At 64.2% G+C, this 20,272-nt stretch carries 20 protein-coding genes; 9 read left to right on the forward strand and 11 right to left on the reverse strand.

Annotation, left to right across the window (positions count from 1 at the left end; genetic code table 11):
• Positions 1 to 22 precede the first annotated feature (22 nt).
• The gene (locus tag AB4097_RS01670) at positions 23 to 409 is read left to right on the forward strand and encodes an ACT domain-containing protein (RefSeq protein WP_442036610.1); all 387 of its coding nucleotides are present in this window, start codon (positions 23 to 25) and stop codon (positions 407 to 409) included.
• Here AB4097_RS01670 and AB4097_RS01675 read toward each other — a convergent pair whose 3' ends face one another.
• Positions 410 to 877: a DUF1203 domain-containing protein gene (locus tag AB4097_RS01675; protein ID WP_442036612.1), complete on the reverse strand. Its 468-nt coding sequence runs from the start codon at positions 875 to 877 to the stop codon at positions 410 to 412.
• Positions 878 to 948: 71 nt separating this feature from the next.
• Positions 949 to 1,677 (reverse strand): cytochrome c biogenesis CcdA family protein, encoded by a 729-nt coding sequence (locus AB4097_RS01680; protein ID WP_442036614.1) that lies wholly within the window; start codon positions 1,675 to 1,677, stop codon positions 949 to 951.
• 97 nt (positions 1,678 to 1,774) lie between these two features.
• Here AB4097_RS01680 and AB4097_RS01685 point away from each other — a divergent pair, with 97 nt between their 5' ends.
• On the forward strand, positions 1,775 to 2,776 hold the full coding sequence (locus AB4097_RS01685) for a P1 family peptidase (protein ID WP_442036616.1): 1,002 nt from the start codon (positions 1,775 to 1,777) through the stop codon (positions 2,774 to 2,776).
• Here the strand turns inward: AB4097_RS01685 and AB4097_RS01690 are convergent.
• Positions 2,773 to 4,014, reverse strand: coding sequence for an NAD(P)/FAD-dependent oxidoreductase (locus AB4097_RS01690; protein ID WP_442036618.1), 1,242 nt, complete (start codon positions 4,012 to 4,014; stop codon positions 2,773 to 2,775). The genes AB4097_RS01685 and AB4097_RS01690 overlap by 4 nt on opposite strands.
• A gap of 253 nt (positions 4,015 to 4,267) precedes the next feature.
• On the opposite strand from AB4097_RS01690, the gene rpe reads away from it, so the two are divergent.
• The 5 genes from rpe to AB4097_RS01715 all read left to right on the forward strand — a co-directional run bounded on the left by rpe (position 4,268) and on the right by AB4097_RS01715 (position 8,942).
• Complete coding sequence (gene rpe / locus AB4097_RS01695; RefSeq protein ID WP_442036755.1) at positions 4,268 to 4,945, forward strand: ribulose-phosphate 3-epimerase; 678 nt, start codon at positions 4,268 to 4,270, stop codon at positions 4,943 to 4,945.
• 58 nt (positions 4,946 to 5,003) lie between these two features.
• Complete coding sequence (gene purB / locus AB4097_RS01700; protein ID WP_442036620.1) at positions 5,004 to 6,317, forward strand: adenylosuccinate lyase; 1,314 nt, start codon at positions 5,004 to 5,006, stop codon at positions 6,315 to 6,317.
• 74 nt (positions 6,318 to 6,391) lie between these two features.
• Positions 6,392 to 7,645 (forward strand): class I SAM-dependent methyltransferase, encoded by a 1,254-nt coding sequence (locus AB4097_RS01705; protein ID WP_442036622.1) that lies wholly within the window; start codon positions 6,392 to 6,394, stop codon positions 7,643 to 7,645.
• A gap of 31 nt (positions 7,646 to 7,676) precedes the next feature.
• A complete protein-coding gene (locus AB4097_RS01710) occupies positions 7,677 to 8,228 on the forward strand; it encodes an RBBP9/YdeN family alpha/beta hydrolase (RefSeq protein WP_442036624.1) in 552 nt (183 codons plus the stop codon).
• Positions 8,229 to 8,342: 114 nt separating this feature from the next.
• Entirely contained in the window at positions 8,343 to 8,942 is a 600-nt protein-coding gene (locus tag AB4097_RS01715; protein ID WP_442036626.1) for a Spy/CpxP family protein refolding chaperone, read from the forward strand.
• 57 nt (positions 8,943 to 8,999) lie between these two features.
• Here AB4097_RS01715 and rpsD read toward each other — a convergent pair whose 3' ends face one another.
• The 7 genes from rpsD to AB4097_RS01750 form a co-directional block, all read right to left on the reverse strand.
• The gene (gene rpsD / locus AB4097_RS01720) at positions 9,000 to 9,617 is read right to left on the reverse strand and encodes a 30S ribosomal protein S4 (RefSeq protein WP_009494134.1); all 618 of its coding nucleotides are present in this window, start codon (positions 9,615 to 9,617) and stop codon (positions 9,000 to 9,002) included.
• Positions 9,618 to 9,824: 207 nt separating this feature from the next.
• Positions 9,825 to 12,986, reverse strand: coding sequence for a multidrug efflux RND transporter permease subunit (locus tag AB4097_RS01725; RefSeq protein ID WP_442036628.1), 3,162 nt, complete (start codon positions 12,984 to 12,986; stop codon positions 9,825 to 9,827).
• Positions 12,983 to 14,179: an efflux RND transporter periplasmic adaptor subunit gene (locus AB4097_RS01730; protein WP_442036630.1), complete on the reverse strand. Its 1,197-nt coding sequence runs from the start codon at positions 14,177 to 14,179 to the stop codon at positions 12,983 to 12,985. The genes AB4097_RS01725 and AB4097_RS01730 overlap by 4 nt, the downstream gene beginning before the upstream one ends.
• A 92-nt stretch (positions 14,180 to 14,271) precedes the next feature.
• The gene (murI, locus tag AB4097_RS01735) at positions 14,272 to 15,159 is read right to left on the reverse strand and encodes a glutamate racemase (protein WP_442036632.1); all 888 of its coding nucleotides are present in this window, start codon (positions 15,157 to 15,159) and stop codon (positions 14,272 to 14,274) included.
• A 38-nt stretch (positions 15,160 to 15,197) separates the two neighbouring features.
• Complete coding sequence (locus AB4097_RS01740) at positions 15,198 to 16,523, reverse strand: alpha/beta hydrolase (RefSeq protein WP_442036634.1); 1,326 nt, start codon at positions 16,521 to 16,523, stop codon at positions 15,198 to 15,200.
• 65 nt (positions 16,524 to 16,588) lie between these two features.
• On the reverse strand, positions 16,589 to 17,335 hold the full coding sequence (locus AB4097_RS01745) for an RNA methyltransferase (RefSeq protein WP_442036636.1): 747 nt from the start codon (positions 17,333 to 17,335) through the stop codon (positions 16,589 to 16,591).
• A gap of 19 nt (positions 17,336 to 17,354) precedes the next feature.
• Complete coding sequence (locus AB4097_RS01750; protein WP_442036638.1) at positions 17,355 to 18,221, reverse strand: alpha/beta hydrolase; 867 nt, start codon at positions 18,219 to 18,221, stop codon at positions 17,355 to 17,357.
• Between the two features lie 227 nt (positions 18,222 to 18,448).
• Between AB4097_RS01750 and AB4097_RS01755 the strand changes: the two genes are divergently transcribed.
• Positions 18,449 to 19,201 carry a hypothetical protein gene (locus tag AB4097_RS01755; protein ID WP_442036639.1) on the forward strand — a complete coding sequence of 251 codons (753 nt, stop codon included), beginning with the start codon at positions 18,449 to 18,451 and terminating at the stop codon, positions 19,199 to 19,201.
• 113 nt (positions 19,202 to 19,314) lie between these two features.
• Here AB4097_RS01755 and AB4097_RS01760 read toward each other — a convergent pair whose 3' ends face one another.
• Positions 19,315 to 19,602, reverse strand: a complete 288-nt coding sequence (locus tag AB4097_RS01760) for a hypothetical protein (RefSeq protein ID WP_442036641.1) — start codon at positions 19,600 to 19,602, stop codon at positions 19,315 to 19,317.
• 249 nt (positions 19,603 to 19,851) lie between these two features.
• Here AB4097_RS01760 and AB4097_RS01765 point away from each other — a divergent pair, with 249 nt between their 5' ends.
• Entirely contained in the window at positions 19,852 to 20,235 is a 384-nt protein-coding gene (locus AB4097_RS01765) for a phospholipase A2 family protein (RefSeq protein WP_442036643.1), read from the forward strand.
• Positions 20,236 to 20,272 lie beyond the last annotated feature (37 nt).

Raw genomic sequence — 20,272 nt, forward strand, 5'->3', positions numbered from 1 at the left:
AGCCGCTCAGAAATTGGTGACAATGCCCGCTCTCAACCTTTCCCTGCTCAAGGATGCCTACGCGGTCTGCCGTTTTCCCGCAGGCACGCCGGTCGCGGCTCCTGCACCCGGCCCCTTCTCGCTCGTCGTCCAGGCCGTCGAGGAAACGACGCTCGTCTGTCCGCTCGACCATGCTCCGCCGGGAGCCGAGATTGATGCCGGCTGGCGCTGCTTCCGGATCGAGCAGAGCTTCGATTTCAGCGTCCCGGGAATCCTCGCTTCCGTGCTTGCCCCGCTGGCCGGCGCCGGCATCGGCATCTTCGCCACCTCGACCTTCAGTACCGACTATGTGCTGGTGAAGGCGGACGACGCGGACAGGGCTACGGGGGCGCTGAGGAATGCCGGCCATATGGTTCGGAACGAGGAGTGATCAGGCCCGCTCGATCCGGGCCGCGAAGCAGCCGCGCCGGGCGAAATGAGCGTCGATATGCGCGACCTGAGGATCAGCGAAGAACCGTTCGATCACCTGCAGAACATCCCCGCCCTCGGCCACGTCCGCATCGACGATGAAGGCTGCGGCATCATAGGCTCGCAGGGACAGGAGCCGGTCCCGCATCATCGGAGGCAACTCGCCCCGATACAGCCCCGTTTTGGCGGTTCGGCTGACGAAGATCGGCCCGGCCGCGCGATAAGGCGAGGTCGCCGTCGTCTGGTGGGCATGGTTGAGCAGCAGCAGCTCCTCCCCGACCGCGACCCGGGTCAGGGACACGCGGCACGGATAGGCATCGGCCTCATCGGCATGGACCCGCCGAGCGCCGATGGCCCTGAGGTCGGCGTCATCGAGTTCGAACAGGGGCGCGAAAGGCTTGGCGTCGAGGCCGAGGATCTGGAAGGACATGGGCGATCTCCGTGTGAGATCACATGAATGGCAAACAGGACGCCCTTGGACGACCCGATTCCTGTGGGGCTTTACCCCAACCGCCCAAGTGCCGGGAACGTCTCCAGCAGCCAGAACGACATGTTGCCGATCCAGCCGGTGAGAAAGGCGATTCCGGTGAGGACGAGGAGGACGCCCATCACCTTCTCGACCATGGCGAAGCGGGAGCGCATGCGCTTCAGGAGGGCCACGAACGGCTTCATGGCGAAGGCGGCGAGCAGGAAGGGAATACCGAGGCCGGCCGAATAAGCGGCGAGCAGAAGAGCCCCATACGAGACGCTGTCCTCCGAGCCCGCCACGGTCAGGATGGCGGCCAGGACAGGGCCGATGCAGGGTGTCCAGCCGAAGGCGAAGGCGAGGCCCATCACATAGGCGCCCCAGAGCCCCACCGGCTTGGAGACGTTGAACCGGGCCTCGCGGTAGAACAGGCCGATGCGGAAGAGCCCGAGGAAATGCAGGCCCATCACGATGATGGCGATCCCCGCCACCGTGCTCAGGATATCGAGATATTGCCGGATCGCCTGGCCCAGGGCCGAAGCCGTGGCGCCCAGCAGCACGAAGACGGTCGAGAAGCCCGCTACGAACAGCAAGGCGGCCAGGATGGCCCGCCGCCGGACGGCCCGGTCGTCCCCCGCGCTCAGCCGGTCGAAGGTGGTGCCGGCGAGAAACGACAGGTAGGGCGGCACCAGCGGCAAGACGCAGGGACTTAAAAAACTGATGAGACCGCCGAGCGCGGCGGCCGGATAGGAAACACTGAGCATGGAAAGCCTTCTATCCTGTCGCGGCGGCTTGAGAAAGGCGGTGAAACGCCGGTTCTCCAGCTTGTGAAGACCGCCGAAATTCGGTTTGCTTCAGCTCATGATACAGCGCCGCAATCTCATCACCGACGTCCCGGGCCTTCGCATCGGCAATGCCCAGGATTCCGCCCTCGGCTCCGGCGTGACGGTCGCGCTCTTCGACGAGCCGGCCGTCGCGTCGGCCTTCGTCATGGGCGGGGCTCCAGCCACCCGCGAGACCGACCTGCTCGACCCGGACAAAATGGCCCCCGGCATCCACGGAGTGGTGCTCTCCGGCGGCTCCGCCTTCGGCCTCGATGCGGCGAGCGGCGTCCAGGCCTACTTAAGGGAACAGGGAATCGGCTTTGCCGTCCGGGATGCGCTCGTGCCCCTGGTCCCGCAGGCCTGCATCTTCGACCTCATCAACGGCGGAAACAAGGATTGGGGCCGTTATCCGCCCTATCGGGAACTCGGCTACGAAGCGGCATGCCAAGCCGGCCTGAACTTCGAACTCGGCACGTCCGGGGGCGGGTACGGCGCTACGACGGCGAACTTCAAGGGTGGCCTCGGCTCGGCCAGCGCCGTCACCTCGGCCGGACACACTATCGGTGCGCTCGTGGTGGTGAACAGCATCGCCTCGGCGGTCATCGGCGCCGGTCCGCATTTCTGGGCCGGTGCCCTTGAGGAAGGCGACGAGTTCGGCGGGTACGGGCATCCCGAACGCGTCGACGGCGAGCACCGCAGGCTCATCTGGAAAGGCGGCCCGCAGCCGGCCACGACCATTGCACTCGTGGCCACAGATGCGGTCCTGACGAAGGCGCAGGCGAAGCGTCTCGCCATCGCGTCCCATGCGGGCCTCGCCCGGGCGCTGCGCTTCTCTCACGCCCTGTTCGATGGCGACACCATCTTCACCGCCGCCACGGGTCGAAGGCCGCTCCAGGACGAAGCGGCGGAATTCACGGAACTCACGGCGCTCGCCGCCGATGCGCTGACCCGCGCCATCGCGCGCGGTATTTATGAGGCAACGGCCCTGCCCTATCCCGACGCGCAGCCGGCGTGGCGGGACAAGTTCTCGCGAGCCTAGAACCGATCCGCCCGATACGGCTTCGGATCGACGACCGGCGTTTCGCCGGTGATCATCTCGGCCAGGAGCCGCCCCGTCACCGGGCCGAGGGTGAGGCCGTGATGGGCGTGGCCGAAGCCGAACCAGAGGTTCTTGTGCCGAGGCGCAGGACCGATGATCGGCATCATGTCCGGCGTGCAGGGGCGCATGCCCATCCAGGGTTCGGGATCGACCCGCTCGCCCAGGGGGAAGAAGTCCCGGGCGATGGGCTCGGCCCGCTCCAGCTGGACCGGCGTCTTCGGCGCGTCCCGGTTGGCGAACTCGGCCCCGGTCGTGAGACGGATGCCCTTGGTCATCGGAGCGAGGAAATAGCCCCGATCGAAATCGAGCGTCGGCCGGTTGAGAACCGCATTGCCCACGGGCTTGTAATGCATGTGGTAGCCGCGCTTGACCGCCAGCGGCAGGTTGTAGCCGAGCTTCGTCGTCACCACGTCGGCCCAGGCCCCCAGGGCGATGACGACGTCTCCGGCCTCGACCGGTCCCTTTTCGGTCTGGATGCGCCAGCCCGTGGGAATCTGCTCGAGGGTTCGGGCATCGCCCGACGCCAGCTCGCCGCCGAGGCGCTCGAACAACCCGACATACCCCATCGTCAGCATGTGAGGGTCGGACACCGAGGCGGGATCGGTCCAATGGATGCCGCCCTTCGTCTCCACCTTGAGATGCGGCTCGCGCTCGGCCACGGCCCGCGTGTCGAGCGCATCGAAGTTGACGCCGAAGTCGCGCTTCACGTCCTCCGCATCCTTGAATTGCTCGTCGCGGCTCTTCTCGTCCCGGAACACCTTCATCCAGCCGGTCGGGCGGATCAGGTGGGTGGAGCCGGACTCCTCCGCCAGCGCCATGTGCTCGGTGACGCTGCGCTCGATGAGAGGCGCGTACATCCGGGCTATCGCCTTGTGCTGGGCAGGACGGGAATGCATCCAGTACTGCCACAGGAAGGGCGCGAGCTTCGGAATCGCGGACCAGTGGTAATGGGCGTCGATGGTATTGTTCAGGGCATAGCGCAGCAGGGCGCCGAAATCGTGCGGGAAACCGTAAGGATAGACGCCTTCGCGCTGGATCAGTCCTGCATTGCCGAAGGAGGTCTCTTCACCGGGCTTGCGCTTGTCGACCAGGAGGACCGACCGTCCACGCTTCTGCAGGTGCACGGCAATCGACACGCCGACAATGCCGGCTCCAAGAACAACCACATCCTTACGCATGAAGGCCTTGCCCCCTTAAAGTCGCTTCCGTTGAGAAGCGAAATCGTATCCTTGTGACGTGGCCATCTTTACTCCCGTTGGATCGAGGCAGTCCATGACTTTCCTGTCGCAAACGGACCTCTCCCCAGCCAAGTGGTCTTCAATTGGTTGGAGCTGGAGCATCGTGCGGAAAACCGGAGCCACTTTTCAGCATGATGCGCCGGTGGCTCAATGTCCCGTTGCGGCCGGAAAGGGCTCGTGCTACCGGCGCGGCATGACAGAGCCACGCCCCATTCTCATCGCCCCCTCCATCCTCGCCGCCGATTTCGCCAAGCTCGGCGAGGAAGTCCGCGCCGTCGACGCCGCGGGCGGCGACTGGATTCATATCGACGCGATGGATGGGCATTTCGTGCCCAACATCACCCTGGGGCCGGACATCGTGAAGGCGATCCGCCCCTATACCTCCAAGGTGTTCGACGTGCACCTGATGATCGCACCGGTCGATCCCTACCTCGAAGCCTTCGCCAAGGCCGGCGCCGATATGATCACAGTACATACCGAAGCGGGCCCGCATGTCCATCGCTCGCTTCAGACCATCCGTGCACTCGGCAAGAAGGCGGGCGTGGTGATTAACCCCGGAACGCATGAATCTGCCGTGGAACCCCTGCTCGACATGGTGGACATGGTGCTGATCATGACCATCAATCCCGGCTTCGGCGGCCAAGCCTTTATCCCCTCCGTTTGCGAGAAGGTACGCCGGGTGAAAGCCATGATCGGGGACCGCGACATCGACATCCAGATCGATGGCGGCGTGACGCCCGAGACCGCGCCGCTGGTGGCGGAAGCAGGGGCCAACGTGCTCGTCGCCGGTTCCGCAACCTTCAAGGGCGGACCCTCGGCCTACGCGGCCAACATGGCGGCCATTCGCGAGGCGGCCGCAAAGGCGCGTTGAGATCACAGGGCTATCGTGCTACCGCGCGGGCACATCACCCGCGTGGAAGTGGAAAGCCATGATCCCCCGTTACAGCCGTCCCGAGATGGTGGCCATCTGGTCGCCGGAAACCAAGTTCCGCATCTGGTTCGAGATCGAGGCCCATGCCACGACGGCGCTCGCCAATCTCGGCGTCGTGCCTAGGCAAGCAGCAGAAACGGTCTGGGAGAAGGGCTCCAAGGCCACCTTCGACGTGGAGCGCATCGACGCCATCGAGCGCGAGGTCAAGCACGACGTCATCGCCTTTCTGACCCATCTGGCCGAGATCGTCGGCCCGGAGGCGCGCTTCGTCCACCAGGGCATGACCTCCTCGGACGTGCTGGACACCACCTTCAACGTGCAGCTTGCCCGCGCGTCCGACCTTCTGCTGCGGGACCTCGACGCGTTGCTCGCGGCCATCAAGCGCCGCGCGTTCGAGCACAAGATGACGCCGACGATCGGCCGCTCGCACGGCATTCACGCCGAGCCCACCACCTTCGGGCTCAAGCTGGCCCAGGCCTATGCGGAGTTCGAGCGCTGCAAGGTCCGCCTGATCGAGGCCCAGCGGGAGATTTCCACCTGCGCCATCTCGGGCGCGGTCGGCACCTTCGCCAATATCGACCCGAGCGTCGAGGAATACGTGGCCGAGCAGATGGGCCTCCAGGTCGAGCCGGTCTCGACCCAGGTCATCCCCCGCGACCGGCACGCCATGTATTTCGCCACGCTCGGCGTCATCGCCTCCTCCATCGAGCGACTGGCCACGGAAGTACGGCACCTGCAGCGGAGCGAGGTCCTGGAGGCGGAAGAGTTCTTCTCGGCCGGCCAGAAGGGCTCGTCCGCCATGCCGCACAAGCGCAACCCGGTGCTGACCGAGAACCTGACGGGCCTTGCCCGCATGGTCCGGGCCTATGCCCTGCCGGCCATGGAGAACGTGGCGCTCTGGCACGAGCGTGACATCTCCCATTCGTCCGTCGAGCGCATGATCGGCCCCGACGCCACCGTGACCCTGGACTTTGCCCTCGCCCGCCTGACCAACGTCATCGACAAGCTGGTGGTCTATCCGGAGAACATGCAGAAGAACCTGGATCGCCTCGGCGGCCTCGTCCATTCCCAGCGGGTTCTCCTGGCCCTGACCCAGAAGGGCGCGTCCCGCGAGGATGCCTACCGGCTCGTCCAGCGCAACGCCATGCCGGTCTGGCGCGGCGAAGGCGACTTCCTGACCCTCCTGAAGAACGATCCCGATGTGACGAAATACCTGTCCGCGGACGAGATCGCGGCCTGCTTCGACCTCGGCTACCACTTCAAGCATGTGGATACGATCTTCACGCGGGTCTTCGGCGCGAGCGGCGCATAGCTTAAGGGGTGGAAAAATTTCCAGAGTGAGCGACAATCCCCGATTAGGAGATCAACGGCGCGGGGATTGTTGCCATGCTGTCGGAGAAGCTTCTCGATCTTGCGTTCACGCGGGCCGTTAAACACGGCACCCTGGAGATGACGACGGCCAGGGGCAAGCGTTCCACCTTCGGCGACGGGGCCGAGCCGCGGGTCTCGATCCGGTTTACGGATGCCGCGGCCCAGATGGCCCTCTGCCTTCACCCGGAACTGAAGCTCGGCGAATTGTTCGTCGATGGCCGCCTCCTCATCGAACAGGGCAATATCCTCGACCTGCTTCAGCTTCTCCTCCAGGATACTCATGGGGAACTCGACGAGCTTCCCTTCCATCGCCTGCGCAAGATCCGCGCCTGGATGTTGCGCCGGGCGGAAAACGATGCGATCCGATCGAAGCGCAACGTCGCCCACCATTACGACCTCGACGGTCGTCTCTACTCCCTCTTCCTCGACAGCGACCGCCAGTATTCCTGCGCTTATTTCGACCACCCCGATGCGAGCCTCGAAGAGGCGCAGATGGCCAAGAAGCGGCACATCGCGGCCAAGCTGCTTGTCGATCCGGGCCACAGCGTGCTGGACATCGGTTCCGGGTGGGGCGGAATGGGGCTCTATCTGGCTCAGGTTGCCGGAGCAGGCTCCGTCAAGGGCATCACACTCTCGGAGGAGCAGCTGGAGGCTGCGCGCAAGCGGTCCGCCACCGCCTGCCTTCAGGACCGGGTGCGGTTCGAGCTACAGGATTACCGCGACACGAAAGGCTCCTTCGACCGGATCGTCTCGGTCGGCATGTTCGAGCATGTGGGCGTGTCCGCCTACGATGCCTATTTCCAGGCTTGTCGGAGCCTCCTGAAGCCGGACGGCGTTATGCTCCTCCACACCATCGGACGAACGGGCACGCCCTACCCGACCAATCCCTGGATCACGAAATACATCTTTCCCGGCGGCCACCTGCCCGTCCTGTCGGAGCTGATGCCTGCCGTCGAGCGCGCAGGGCTGGTGGTCGCCGACATCGAGGTCCTGCGGCTGCACTACGCCTATACCCTGAAGGCTTGGCGCGAGCGCTTCATGGCCCATCGCGAGGAGGTCCTGCGCCTCTATGACGAGCGTTTCTGCCGGATGTGGGAGTGTTATCTCGCCATGTCGGAATCCGCCTTCCGCTGGCAGGATGCGGTCGTCTTCCAGCTTCAGCTCGCCCGCCGCAACGACGTATTGCCCCTGACCCGCGACTACATCGCGGAACGGGAGGCTGTCCTGAAGGAGGCGGAGCAGAACATGGAGATGAAGCAGAGCGCTTGAACCTGCCGGCACGGGTCTTTATCTCCGGCTCATGAAAACCTCCGATTGCGAAATCCTCATCGTTCCCGGCCACACGAATTCCGGTGAAGACCATTGGCAGAGCCGGTGGGAGCGCCAGCTCTCGACCGCCTGGCGGGTCGAGCAGGAGAACTGGGATGCCCCTAACAAGGACGCCTGGGTCGAGCGCATCGTGCGCGACGTGGAGCGCGCCACGAAGCCGGTCGTGCTCGTCGGGCATAGCCTCGGCGTGCTGGCCATCGCCCACGCGGCCCCGAGGCTCGCGGATGGCAAGGCCCGGGGCGCCTTTCTGGTCAGCCTGCCGGACGTGGAACGGCCCGATTTCATCCCGGCCATCGACCGGGCCTTCGCGCCTATTCCGCGCGAGCCTTTTCCCTTCCCCTCGGTTCTCGTTGCCAGCCGGACCGACCCGCATTGCGACTACGCCAAGGCGGAGGACATCGCCTATGCCTGGGGCTCGGCGATCGTCGACGCGGGCGATGCCGGCCACCTGAACACCGAAAGCGGCCACGGCCCCTGGCCGGAAGGCCTGATGCGTTTCGCCGGGTTCCTAAAGCGGTTGTGAGGGTTCGGAGCCTCGCTCTAACCTTATCCACATGACGAAAAGTTCATGCGGCCTTCACCTGAGCGAGAGCAGGATCGGAGCAATCTAATCCTATCGCCACAACGGAGGATACCCATGAAGACCTTTGCAACCGCCGCCCTCGCCGCCCTGCTGGCCGGCTCCGGGACTTACGCGTTCGCACAGCAGCAGAATCCTGCGCCGAATGCGCCGGCGGCCTCCCAGGACCAGGGTCAGCAGAACCGGCGTCCCCGCATGAGCCAGGACGATTACAACCGGCTCGTGGATGCCCGCATTGCGGCGATCAAGGCCGGCCTGAAGCTGTCCGCCGATCAGGATCGCCTGTGGGGTCCGGTGGAAACCGCGATCCGGACATCGGCCTCGGAGCGCTACACCCGCATGCAGCAGTTTCGTGAGAACCGCGACCAGCGCCGGTCCATGGACCTGATGCAGCGCCTGGAGCAGCGCAGCACGATGTTGAATCAAAGCGCTCAGCGCTCGGCGGCGCTGACCACGGCCCTTCGCCCGCTCTGGGACAGCTTCAGCGAGGACCAGAAGCGGATCGCCCCGCGCCTCATGCGCGAAGCCATCAACGGCGGCTGGGGCGAGCGTCGCGGACGGGGCGGCCATCACGGCCGCCGTGCCGGGATGATGATGGAGCATGGCGGAGGAATGGGCCCCGGCCCTCGTGGCCCCGCTCCTGCCCCGCAGCAGTAACAACAAAAAGGCCGCCCAACGGGCGGCCTTCTGCATTCTTGGATCGGCTTTCGCGGATTAGCGCGAATAGAACTCGATCACGAGGTTCGGTTCCATCTGGACCGGGTACGGCACTTCCGACAGGGTCGGGATGCGCGTCACGCGGGCCGTCATCTTGGAGTGATCGACCTCGATGTAGTCCGGAACGTCGCGCTCGGCGAGCTGGGACGCCACGACGACGACCTCGAGCTGCTTCGACTTGTCCTTCACCTCGATCACATCGCCGGCCTTCACCTGATAGCTCGGGATGTTGACGCGGCGGCCGTTGACCTTCACGTGACCGTGGTTGACGAACTGACGGGCCGCGAACGGGGTGGCGACGAACTTCGCGCGGTACACGACCGCGTCGAGACGGCGCTCGAGCAGGCCGACCAGGTTCTCACCGGAGTCGCCCTTCAGGCGGATCGCCTCCGCATAGTAGCGGCGGAACTGCTTCTCGGTGATGTTGGCGTAGTAGCCCTTGAGCTTCTGCTTGGCGCGCAGCTGCGTGCCGAAGTCGGACATCTTGCCCTTGCGGCGCTGGCCGTGCTGGCCCGGACCATATTCGCGGCGGTTCACGGGGCTCTTCGGGCGGCCCCAGATATTCTGACCCATGCGGCGGTCAAGCTTATGCTTGGCCTGAATGCGCTTCGACATCGCTGTTCCTCTTTGTTGTCGAATCTGCGAGGAACGCGCCCTCCTCTTCCCCTCATGTCTGATGAGGCCCAAGGGGCCGTCTCAGGGGACGGGACGACAGGCCGGCCGGAACCGGGCCACGGGAGCGTAAAAAGTTACGCGGCCCCTGAGGACCGCGTGAACGGGATTGCCTTAGTCGAGAAGGTCTACCCTGTCAAGGAAGATGCCTCATTCGGCCGCCTGGGCGGTCGCTTCGGTCTGCTCCTCGGCTTCAGGATGGCGCCCGGACCACCAGGAGCGGACGGCCAAGGACAGGCTGTCGAGATAGAGGTAGACCACCGGCGTCGTGAACAGCGTCAGGGCCTGGCTGACCACAAGACCGCCCACGATGGCGTAGCCGAGGGGCTGGCGGATCTCCGAGCCCGTTCCGTGGCCCAGCATGAGGGGCACGCCGCCGAGAAGCGCCGCCATGGTGGTCATCATGATCGGGCGGAACCGCAGGATCGCCGCCTTCCGGATGGCATCGCGGGGGCTAAGCCCCTCGTCCCGCTCGGCGCTGATGGCGAAATCCACCATCATGATGCCGTTCTTCTTCACGATGCCGATCAGCAGGATCACCCCGATGAAGGCGATCAGGCTGAAGTCGAACCCGAACAGCATGAGCGTCGCGATGGCCCCGAGCCCCGCCGAGGGCAACGTCGACAGGATCGTGATGGGGTGGATGTAGCTCTCGTAGAGGATGCCCAGGATCAGGTAGACGACCACGAGAGCTGCGGCGATGAGGAGCGGCACCGTCGCGAGCGAGGCCTGGAAGGCCTGCGCATTGCCCTGGAACGTCCCGGCGAGCGACCCGGGCGGGTTGAGCGAGGCCACGGCCCGCTGGATGGCCTGTGTCGCCTCGCCCAGGGCGGTGCCCTGCGCGAGGTTGAAGCTGATCGTGATCGCGGGAAACTGCCCCTGGTGATTGATCGCAAGCGGCGCGATCTTGCGCGTCGTCCAGCTCGCGAAGGTCGAGAGCGGGACCTGCTGGCCGGAGATCGGAGACTTCAGGTAGATCTTGCCGAGCGTTTCCGTATCGCCCTGCAGGTCCGGCAGAACCTCCATGACCACGTTGTAGCTGTTGAGCTGGGTGAAATACTGGGTGACCTGCCGCTGCCCGAAGGCGTCGTAGAGCGTGTCGTCGATCTGCTGCGGCGTGAAGCCGAAGCGGGAGGCCTGGTCCCGGTTGATCGTCAGGGTCAGGGTCGTGCCACTCACCTGCTGATCGGTGGCAACGTCGCGCAGCTCGGGCAGGGTCTTGAGCTTCTCCAGGACCCTCGGAGCCCAGTCGTTCAGCTCGTCCAGGTTCGCGTCCTGGAGGGTGTACTGGTACTGGGTGCGCGCCTGGCGCCCGCCGACGTTGATGTCCTGCGAAGCCTGCAGGAATAGGCGGATGCCCTCGACCTTGTCTATCTGCGGCCTCAGGCGGGCGATGATCTCGGTGGCGGACGCGCTCCGCTCCGACCGGGGCTTCAGGCTGATGTAGAGCCGGCCCGTATTGAGGGTGGATGCGCCGTTTCCCGCCCCGATCGACATGGCGTAGGTCGCAACGTCGGGATCGCTCCCGACGATCTCGCCGAGCACCTGCTGGCGCTCATACATATCCTTGAACGAAATGTCCTGGGCCGCCTCCGACGTGCCGACGAGGAAGCCCGTATCCTGCTGTGGGAAGAAGCCCTTCGGGATCGCCATGAACAGGGCGACAGTCGCTGCAAGCGTCGCGAAGAACACGAGGAGCGTCAGGAACCGGTGGCGCAGGACCGCATCGAGACCCCGCTCGTAGCCGCGCTCCAGGGCCGTGAACGCTGCTTCGAGCCAGCGATAGAGCCGGCCGTGCCTCTCCTCGGGCCCGTGCGGCTTGAGAAGACGCGACGCCATCATGGGAGTCAGCGTCAGCGACACGATGGCCGACACCGCAATCGTCATGGTCATGACGATGGAGAATTCGCGGAACAGCCGGCCGATGATGCCGCCCATCAGAAGGAGCGGGATAAAGACGGCGACCAGGGACACGCTGATGGACAGGATGGTGAAGCCGATCTCCCCGGCCCCCTTGTAGGCCGCCCTCATGGGCGTCTCGCCGCTCTCGACGTGACGGACGGTGTTTTCGAGCATGACGATGGCATCGTCGACGATGAAGCCCACGGAGATCGTCAGCGCCATGAGGGACAGGTTGTCGAGGCTGTAACCTGCGAGATACATCAGGCCGCAGGTGCCGAGCAGAGCCAGGGGAACCGTGACGCTTGGAATGACCGTCGCCCAGAGCCGCCGCAGGAAAACGAAGATCACGAGCACCACGAGGGCGATGGTGATCAGAAGGGTGAACTGCACGTCGGCCACGGAGGCCCGGATGGTCTGGGTCCGGTCGCTCAGGACCCCGATCTTGATGGCGGGAGGCATCGCGGCTTCGAGTCGGGGCAGCTGGGCCTTCACCCGGTCCACCGTCTCGATCACGTTGGCGCCGGGCTGCTTGAAGACGATGAGGAACACGCCGCGCTTTCCGTTGGCCCAGGCGGCGAGCTTGGTGTTCTCGGGGCCTGCCACCGCGCGGCCGATATCCCGCACCCGGATGGGAGCGCCCTCCGCATAGGCCACGATGACGTCGTTCCACTCCTCCGCCTGGACCAGTTGATCGTTGGCATAGATGGTGAAGCTGCGGGTCTCCCCGTCGATGGAACCCTTGGGCGCATCGACCGTGGAGATGGCGAGCTTGGCGCGCACGTCCTCCAGGGACAGGTTCTTGTTCACCAGCTTCGTGGGATCGAGCTGCACCCTGATGGCGGGCTTCTGCTGGCCGCCGATCACCACCTGGGCCACGCCCGAGATCTGGCTCACCTGCTGGGCGAGCTTGGTGTCCGCGTTATCGCTGACCTCCGTGAGCGGCAGGGTGTCGGAGGTCACGGAGACGATGAGGATTGGCGTGTCGGCCGGGTTGACCTTCCTGTAGGTCGGCGGGCTCGGCAGATTCTTCGGCAGTTGTCCGCCAGCCGCATTGATGGCCGATTGGACGTCCTGGGCCGCCGCGTCGATGTTCCGGTCGAGATCGAACTGGATCGTGATCGAGGTCGAGCCGAGCGCGCTCGCGGACGACATCTGGGTCACGCCTGGAATCTGTCCGAACTGCCGTTCGAGGGGCTGGGCGACGGACGAGGCCATGGTCTGCGGGCTCGCGCCCGGCAGCGTCGCGGAGACCTGGATCGTCGGAAAGTCGATCTGGGGCAGCGGTGCGACCGGGAGGAAGGGATAGGCCGCAAGGCCCGCGAACAGGATCCCGATCATCAGCAGCGTGGTGGCCACTGGATAGCGGATGAAGGGCGCCGAGACGCCGCCGCCTGGGAATGCCGCACTCATCTCACGGGATCTCCGGCGGCGACATGCTCTTCCGAAGCATTCGTCACCTTTACGGGAGCTCCGGGCTGGAGACGGTAATGCCCTGCCGTAACGACCCTTTCCCCGACATTCAATCCGCTTTCGATCACCGCCTGGTCGCCCGTGATCACCCCGACCTTGAGGGGCCGCATCTCGACCGTGCTGTCGCTCCTGACGACATAGGCGTAGAGACCCTGCGGCCCGCGCTGGACCGCCGTGCTCGGCACGGCCGCGACCCCTTTGAGCGTGCGCACGAGCAGGCGCGCATCCACCGACATGCCGGGCCAGAGGCTATGATCCTTGTTGGCGAATTCCGCCTTGAGGCGCACGGTCCCCGTGGCGGAATCAACTTGGTTGTTCACCAGGGTGAGCTCACCTTCGGCCAGGGGTTCCTTGCCGTTAGAGGACAGTGTCCAGACCTTGAGCGGCCCCTGGCCCTTCGCCTTCAGGATACCGGAAAGCTCCGCCTCGGGAGCGGTGAAGATGACGGCGATCGGCTCGATCTGGGCGATCTGTATGATGCCGTTCGTGTCGGAGGCATGGACGATGTTGCCCTGGTCGACCTGCCGCAGGCCCGTGCGGCCCGTGAGCGGCGCCCGGATCGTCGTATAGCTCAACTGGGTGGTTGCATTGTCGATGGCAGCCTGATCGGCCTGAATCTGGGCGTTGAGCGAGTTCACGTTCGCCTGCTGGACGTCGAACTGCTGCTTGGACGCAAAGTCGCGGGTGATGAGCTGACGGGTTCGTTCGAGATCCGCCTTGGCGCTCACGAGCTGAGCCTCGTCCTGCGCCTTCTTGGCGACGGCCTGGTCCAGGGCGGCCTGGAACGGACGTGGGTCGATCTGGAGCAGGAGGTCGCCCTCCTTGACCATCTGCCCCTCCTGGAACGCGATCTTATCGATCTGGCCGTCGACGCGGCTTCGGACGGTCACCGTATTCAGTGCCTGCACGGAACCGAGCCCCGTCAGGTAGATGGGGATGTCGCTCGCCTCTACGGATGCAACCTGAACGGGAACGGGAGCAGGTGCGGCTGGCCGCGCGGCGGCCGCCCTTTGCGCCGTCTGGGCCTCATGCCAATGCCAGGCTCCCCAGCCTCCCGCAGCAAGGACGAGGAAGAGAAGAACGGCAATGAGGCCTCGGGACTTGCGCCCTGACGTCGGCTTCGGCTCGACCATTGAGGTCTCCCGCGCGTGGACTCACCTCCGTATCTAGGAAGCACCACCGGGAGCGTTAGAGCGAAGCCCTACACACTTTCGTGCACCGATTCTTATTCGGGCTGAGGCACGGGAAGCCGCATCGGCCAGGATTCCACGACAACCTGCGACAGTCCTCGCGTATGGAGCGCTGTCCGCAAGGGGACTCCGATCCCTGCCCCGTCGGTGAAGACCGCGATGGCTTCGTCATCGTCGGCTTCATGGCCGGGCACGGGCCCGCCGATGAGCTGGGTCACCCGGCGGGCGATGGCCGGGGCCGGGTCGATCCAGGTGACAGGCCAGGGTGCCAGGGCCTGAAACCGTTGGAGCAGCAGCGGGTAGTGGGTGCAGCTCAGGGCCACCACGTCCGTCCTGCCGTCCGGGCCTTCGATGAAGCAGGGCAGAAGCTCGTCCAGCAAGTCCTGATCCGGCACGGGATCGCCCGCGAGCTCCGCCTCGGCAAAGCCCGCGAGACGCCGCGAGCCGACGAGGTTCACCTTGCAGCCCGCCGCATAGGTCTCGATGAGGTCGCGGGTATAATCCCGCGCCACAGTGCCCGGGGTGGCGAGAACGGAGATGTATCCGGTTTGCGTCGTACGCGCGGCCGGCTTGATCGCCGGGACGGTGCCGACGAACGGAATGGAGAACCGCTTGCGCAGATGCGGCAGGACCACCGTGGATGCGGTGTTGCACGCCACCACGACGATGTCGGGATCGTGCAGGGCGACCAATCGCTCCATCACGGCGACGACCCGCTCCGCCAGCACCGCCTCGCTCAGCCGGCCATAGGGAAAGCCCGCATCGTCAGCCGCATAGACATAGCGCGCGTCCGGGCGCGCCTTCAGTACCTCGGCAAACACCGTGAGGCCGCCGAGACCGGAATCGAAGACGAGGATGGTGGGAACGGGAGACGGCATGACGGCGGGATTATAGGTTGCCCCCGCCAGAAGATCGACACGCATAACCAACCCTTACGAACGCGACTTGGTCAGAAAATCCGCTAGAGCATCGGACCCAAAAGTGGACTTGCACTTTTGGGTCCGATGCTCAACTCTTGAGCTTGCGCATCGTTCGGCGCGGACCCGGAGGGCCGCGTCAGCGAAAACCGGGACCACTTTTCGCTAGCGCGGCCCGCTGGGTCCGCACGATGCGCGAGGCCCTGCTTGGTTTCCGGAGGCGCCATGTTCAGCTTGCGGCGCGGCGCCGGCTCACCTTTGTCCGCCGGCCCTTCTCCTTTGGGCATCTGCGCCAAGAGACGCTTGACGGGCCAGCCGTCGCTCCAGGTGCTCATGTCGACGAATTTGGGATCGCGCAGGAGAGCCGAGGCTTCCTTGCCGGCGAAGGCCGCGTCGGAAGCAAGGTCGAAGGTTTTCCAGAAGGCGAGGAAGTCGAGAGCATCGGTACCGTTGGTCCCGAGCTGCTGGGTCAGGATCGTCTGCGGCCCGCTGAGCGACATGTCGGCGCTCCAGCGCCAGGTGTTCCGCTGCTTGGGATCGCGAGGCGGATCGGGCGGCAGCTTGATGGCGGAAGCGTCGTAATCGGCTTTCGGCGACCCGGGCGATGCGAGTGTCGCCGTCAGGGCAGGAAAGCCGTGGTCATCCGACGGGGCCCGCATGAACAGCTTGCGGGACGCGGGAACGGCGCTGGCCTGCTGGAGCAGCAGGCGGGACGCACGATCGCTCGGCAGGTAGTCCCTGTCGCCGCTCATGGTGATGATCATGGTTGCCGGATCGACCGCCGAGAGATCGCGCAGGAGAATGCCGCGCTCCTTCTCGTTGGATGCGATGCCGCCCGGCATCAGGCCGAAGATCAGCTTCGGCGCCGGGACCTTGCCGGAACTCGCCCCGGCCGCAAGGTTGAGCGCGATCGGTACGCCCGCCGAGTGGCCGATGAAGGCGATGCGCTCCTTGTCGGGCTTGGCCTTCGGATCGTCCGCCAGCTCCGCGAGAGCATTTTGGATCAGGTCCTCGGCCAAGTTCGAGGCATCGGCGGGACGGGAGCGGTTCACCTCCTGGAAACGGGGGAAGAGCACGAGGTGGCCCTTGCGGGCCAAGTGATCGATCCAGCCGCCATAGAGACCCGGATTCACGGCTCCCCAGGAATGCAGGAACACCACCACGGGACGCCGCGTGGAGGGCTCGTCATTTCCATGGAATACGAACGTCCCGCTGCTCGCGGTGCCGAGCGCCCGCTTCACCACCTCGGTCGACGTGTAGTCGCGCCCGCCCGGCCCTTGCGCGGGCTGTTGCGGCGGCGTCGCCGCGTGAGCCGGCAGGGCAACGAGTGAGGCGCCAAGGAGCAGAGCAGGCAGCAGGGAGCGGCGCATCGTCGTCTCGAACTCTTTTCACAACCGGCCAGATAGGGCCCAACCGGTATAAGGCCACGATTAGATTAAGGTTTTCTCAATCGTCTGCCTTCCGCGAGGGCACGAATCGCCCCGCGCAGGGTGCGCACCTCCTGCTCGGTCATTTCCAGCCGGTGGAAGATGTCCCGCATGTTGCGGGTCATGGTCGGCTTCTTGTCCTCGGGATAGAAGTTCACGGCCTCGAGCTCGGTCTCGATGTAGTCGAAGAACGACGTCACCATCTCGCGCGGAGCCGGAGGCGATTGCCGGCCACCCTCGAAGGGCAGCGCGCCCCCGGTGGCGAGCTTGTACCATTCGTAGGACACGAGCAGGACCGCCTGCGCGAGATTGAGCGAGGAGAATTTCGGGTCGACCGGGAAGGTGACGATGGCGTCCGCCAGCGACACCTCGTCGTTCTCCAGCCCCGTGCGCTCACGCCCGAACAGGATGCCGACGCCCTGCCCCGCCCCGAGGCGCCCTTGCGCCTCCTTCATCGCATCGTCAGGCGCGAAGACGCGCTTCATCTGCCCACGCTCGCGAGCCGTGGTGGCGAAGACGAAGCTCAGATCCGCGATGGCCTCGCGCACCGTGTCGTAGAGCACCGCTCCTTCCAGCACATGGGTCGCGCCCGAGGCGGCCGAATGCGCACCCTTCTTGGGCCAGCCGTTGCGCGGCGACACGAGGCGCAGCTCCGACAGGCCGAAATTGGCCATGGCCCGAGCGACCATGCCGATGTTCTCGGCCAGTTGGGGTTCCACGAGGATGATGACGGGCTTTTGCGGAAGGTCGGTCATGGATGGGCTACGGATCGGATCACTTCGGGACGCCACGGGCGAGAGCTGCTCTCATGCCCACTCCAAACATGGAACCGTGATTCTCTCCAGGATAAGCGCGATGCGTCAGGGCGATATCGGCTCGGGCGCCAAGCCGCTTGAACATTTCGTCGAAGATCATCCGCCTCCGCTGCAACCGAGCCCGCCGACGCTCATCGCCGCCCGCCTCCACAACCTCGTAGAGGATCACCAGCTCCGACTGTCCCACCGCGCGATGCTGCGAAACGCCCTCGGCGTGCAGCATCAGCGGCGCATGCCACGATAACGAGGGGCTGATGGCGTAATAGGACCGGAACAGATCGGGCTGCTTGAACAGGGCGTTGACGGCGAAGAGCCCGCCATAGGAATGGCCCCACAGCATCCGCCGTGTGGGATCGAGGGAGAATTCCTTGGCCAGTTGGGGAAGCATGCGCTCTGCCATGAGAGCCAGGAAGACATCCCCTCCTCCGGCCTTTTCCATCGAGGGTGGATCGGCCGGAAAGGTCATCCCATCCAGGGAAAAGGGTGGCGTGTAATCGAGGTCCCGGTTGTCCGGGTCGTTCCGTCCCTCCTCGTAACCGATCCCGACGAGGGCATGGTCCCGCACAAGATCGAGGTCAGCTTGCTGGAGAGCGTCGAAGGCCGCATTGCCGTCGAGCATATAGATGGCGGGCCAACCTTCAGCGGGCGGATCGGCGACTGGAACAGCGACGAATACCTGGTAATGGCGTTGCCCGTCCGCCGAATCGAACCGCCTCTGCGCGAGGCGATGGGTCGGCGAGCTGGTTTCCGAGAGCGCCGATCGTGACCGGAGGGCAGACAACCCGGCGATGAAGGAGGTCGCGGCGAGAAAGCTTCGTCTATGCATGGATCGGACCCGGCAGGCACGATGGGCAACTCTGTCGATTTAAGCCAACCCAATCCGTTTGTCTGCAAATGAAAGCCGCGCTGACGCCGCATCAGGGCGCAGCTCCGACAAACCGAAATCGGCCATGGCCCTGGCCACCATGCCGATGTTCTTGGCCGGTTAGAGTTCCAAGAAGATGATGATAAAGTGTTTCATTGTTTCAACATACGGACATCTGGCTACATTCGATGGAAGACGCACTCGAATTGAATCGGGTCAAGCCGCCTCGTGAATCTTGGCGAGGCAAATTGCTTGATACATTGGTGATATACCTGCTTCCGATGATTTATCTCACGGGAGATTTTATTGGCGGAGGTCTCGTGTGGCTCTACTATCCGCTCACGTTTTCTACATGCGTTGTCGGAGCAATGATTGCCTACGCTCTCCCAAGGTTTCTAAGCGACGAAACTTCTCAACAAATCGTGAGCGGTGTTTTGATCGTAACGGGCATCGGATATTATCTAGTTGGTATAGCCCTACTCCTACCATCGCTTTTTGCATTCGCGATGTTTGGCAGATATGGCTTTGCGGCTGTGGTATTTAGCCTAGTTCCCCTTCTAGCCGGACACCGACTTTTACTTCGCTCTAAAGCGATTAGACTTTTAGAAGGTCAATCTCGTAAGCATCTAATAACTGGAATAAATCTTGCCCTTGTCACTATAGCAGGTGCCATGACTATCGAGCTAATAGGAGACGGCCTCCGACATAACGACCTAGTATCGAGTGATAGGAGAAGGGTTCTAAGAGCTCTTTCATCTGAAAGCTGGTATAGCCCCCGGGATGTATTCGGGCATCGTTCTCCACAAGCATCTGCCATATGTTCCGAAATGGAACTTTCTTATCTCAACGATAAAGAAATTCGCGAAGCCATAGAGGCTGCACTTAAATTGTCCTCTGGAGATACTATCGACAAAAAATGCGAGAAGTATCTATACCAATAATTTGCGCAATACGATTTTATACACCAAAAGAACTCCTTGAGAACATCCCAAGGAGCCTTTCTAAGCACAACGACAGCTTACCGTCTCTTTTCTGAAGCAATTCGGTCCGATGCTTACCAGCAGCCCCAGCCGCAATGGTAATACGGGCGAGCCGAAGCAGCCCCGAGGGCGGCGCCGCCGACGACGCCGACGGCCGTACCGACGGCCACTTGGCTGGCGGCCGCGTTCGATTGCGCGACGTTGTTGCGGTAGTTGGCATTCCGGCAGCGCTCGAAGGTTTTCGTGCCGGGCTTGAGGCCGGATTCCACACAGACGGAATCGGCATTGGCCATGGATTGCTCGGCGGTCTGGCAGCCGGCCAGAACCAGGGCCGCAGTTCCGAGAATGATAGCAAGACGCATGTCAGCTCCCCTTGATGTTCAACAAAATTCTTCCAACGGCGCCCCAAATCCGAATGGTCGGACCAGATGCCTCTAGGGGAGCCGCCGGAACGACACGATCTGAACTACGGATAAGCTTGCGTTTCCGTGCGGCAGCACACGTGGCGTGGTGAGTTTTCTCTTCAAGGGAACTCAGACCCATGGATGTGCCTTATTTCCTGTCGACATTGACGTCATAGCGTCACATTGCCTGCCGCCATGGAGTATCGAGTGCCCCTGTTGCGTCCTCTTGCGACGAGTCTCTGCCTGATGCCCTTCCTCTTGAGCCCAACCCTCGCGGCGCCCTCCGCCATCCCGGCCCAACCGGCGCCTCCGCTGTTTCATGGAAACTGGTGCGGCGCGGGCGATGCGAACCGGGCCTCGCCCGTTGATGCCCTCGATGCCGCCTGCCGGGCGCACGATCTCTGCTACGAGCAGTACGGCCGCGGCACTTGCGCCTGCGACAGGGCCATCCTCAAAGCGACGGCATCCATCGTCAGAAGCCCTCGGGTTCCCGAGACGATCCGGAGCAAGGCGGCGACCGTCAACTCGCTGTTCAGCGCCGCCCTGTGCACCGAGACGCCGAAAATGCCGCCGCGCGCCGGAAAGCGCTGAATTCCTCACCCGCCCCCACCTTCCCCCCCGGCCTCAA

Origin of the sequence: Microvirga sp. 2MCAF35, assembly GCF_052115545.1 — a bacterium.
In the GTDB taxonomy this organism is placed as follows: Bacteria; Pseudomonadota; Alphaproteobacteria; order Rhizobiales; family Beijerinckiaceae; genus Microvirga.

Excerpts from the sequence above, each read along its gene's own strand:
- AB4097_RS01670 (WP_442036610.1), top strand. The coding sequence starts at position 23 with ATGCCCGCTCTCAACCTTTCCCTGCTCAAGGATGCCTACGCGGTCTGC.
- AB4097_RS01675 (WP_442036612.1), bottom strand. The coding sequence starts at position 877 with ATGTCCTTCCAGATCCTCGGCCTCGACGCCAAGCCTTTCGCGCCCCTG.
- AB4097_RS01680 (WP_442036614.1), bottom strand. The coding sequence starts at position 1,677 with ATGCTCAGTGTTTCCTATCCGGCCGCCGCGCTCGGCGGTCTCATCAGT.
- AB4097_RS01685 (WP_442036616.1), top strand. The coding sequence starts at position 1,775 with ATGATACAGCGCCGCAATCTCATCACCGACGTCCCGGGCCTTCGCATC.
- AB4097_RS01690 (WP_442036618.1), bottom strand. The coding sequence starts at position 4,014 with ATGCGTAAGGATGTGGTTGTTCTTGGAGCCGGCATTGTCGGCGTGTCG.
- rpe (WP_442036755.1), top strand. The coding sequence starts at position 4,268 with ATGACAGAGCCACGCCCCATTCTCATCGCCCCCTCCATCCTCGCCGCC.
- purB (WP_442036620.1), top strand. The coding sequence starts at position 5,004 with ATGATCCCCCGTTACAGCCGTCCCGAGATGGTGGCCATCTGGTCGCCG.
- AB4097_RS01705 (WP_442036622.1), top strand. The coding sequence starts at position 6,392 with ATGCTGTCGGAGAAGCTTCTCGATCTTGCGTTCACGCGGGCCGTTAAA.
- AB4097_RS01710 (WP_442036624.1), top strand. The coding sequence starts at position 7,677 with ATGAAAACCTCCGATTGCGAAATCCTCATCGTTCCCGGCCACACGAAT.
- AB4097_RS01715 (WP_442036626.1), top strand. The coding sequence starts at position 8,343 with ATGAAGACCTTTGCAACCGCCGCCCTCGCCGCCCTGCTGGCCGGCTCC.
- rpsD (WP_009494134.1), bottom strand. The coding sequence starts at position 9,617 with ATGTCGAAGCGCATTCAGGCCAAGCATAAGCTTGACCGCCGCATGGGT.
- AB4097_RS01725 (WP_442036628.1), bottom strand. The coding sequence starts at position 12,986 with ATGAGTGCGGCATTCCCAGGCGGCGGCGTCTCGGCGCCCTTCATCCGC.
- AB4097_RS01730 (WP_442036630.1), bottom strand. The coding sequence starts at position 14,179 with ATGGTCGAGCCGAAGCCGACGTCAGGGCGCAAGTCCCGAGGCCTCATT.
- murI (WP_442036632.1), bottom strand. The coding sequence starts at position 15,159 with ATGCGTGTCGATCTTCTGGCGGGGGCAACCTATAATCCCGCCGTCATG.
- AB4097_RS01740 (WP_442036634.1), bottom strand. The coding sequence starts at position 16,523 with ATGCGCCGCTCCCTGCTGCCTGCTCTGCTCCTTGGCGCCTCACTCGTT.
- AB4097_RS01745 (WP_442036636.1), bottom strand. The coding sequence starts at position 17,335 with ATGACCGACCTTCCGCAAAAGCCCGTCATCATCCTCGTGGAACCCCAA.
- AB4097_RS01750 (WP_442036638.1), bottom strand. The coding sequence starts at position 18,221 with ATGCATAGACGAAGCTTTCTCGCCGCGACCTCCTTCATCGCCGGGTTG.
- AB4097_RS01755 (WP_442036639.1), top strand. The coding sequence starts at position 18,449 with ATGGAAGACGCACTCGAATTGAATCGGGTCAAGCCGCCTCGTGAATCT.
- AB4097_RS01760 (WP_442036641.1), bottom strand. The coding sequence starts at position 19,602 with ATGCGTCTTGCTATCATTCTCGGAACTGCGGCCCTGGTTCTGGCCGGC.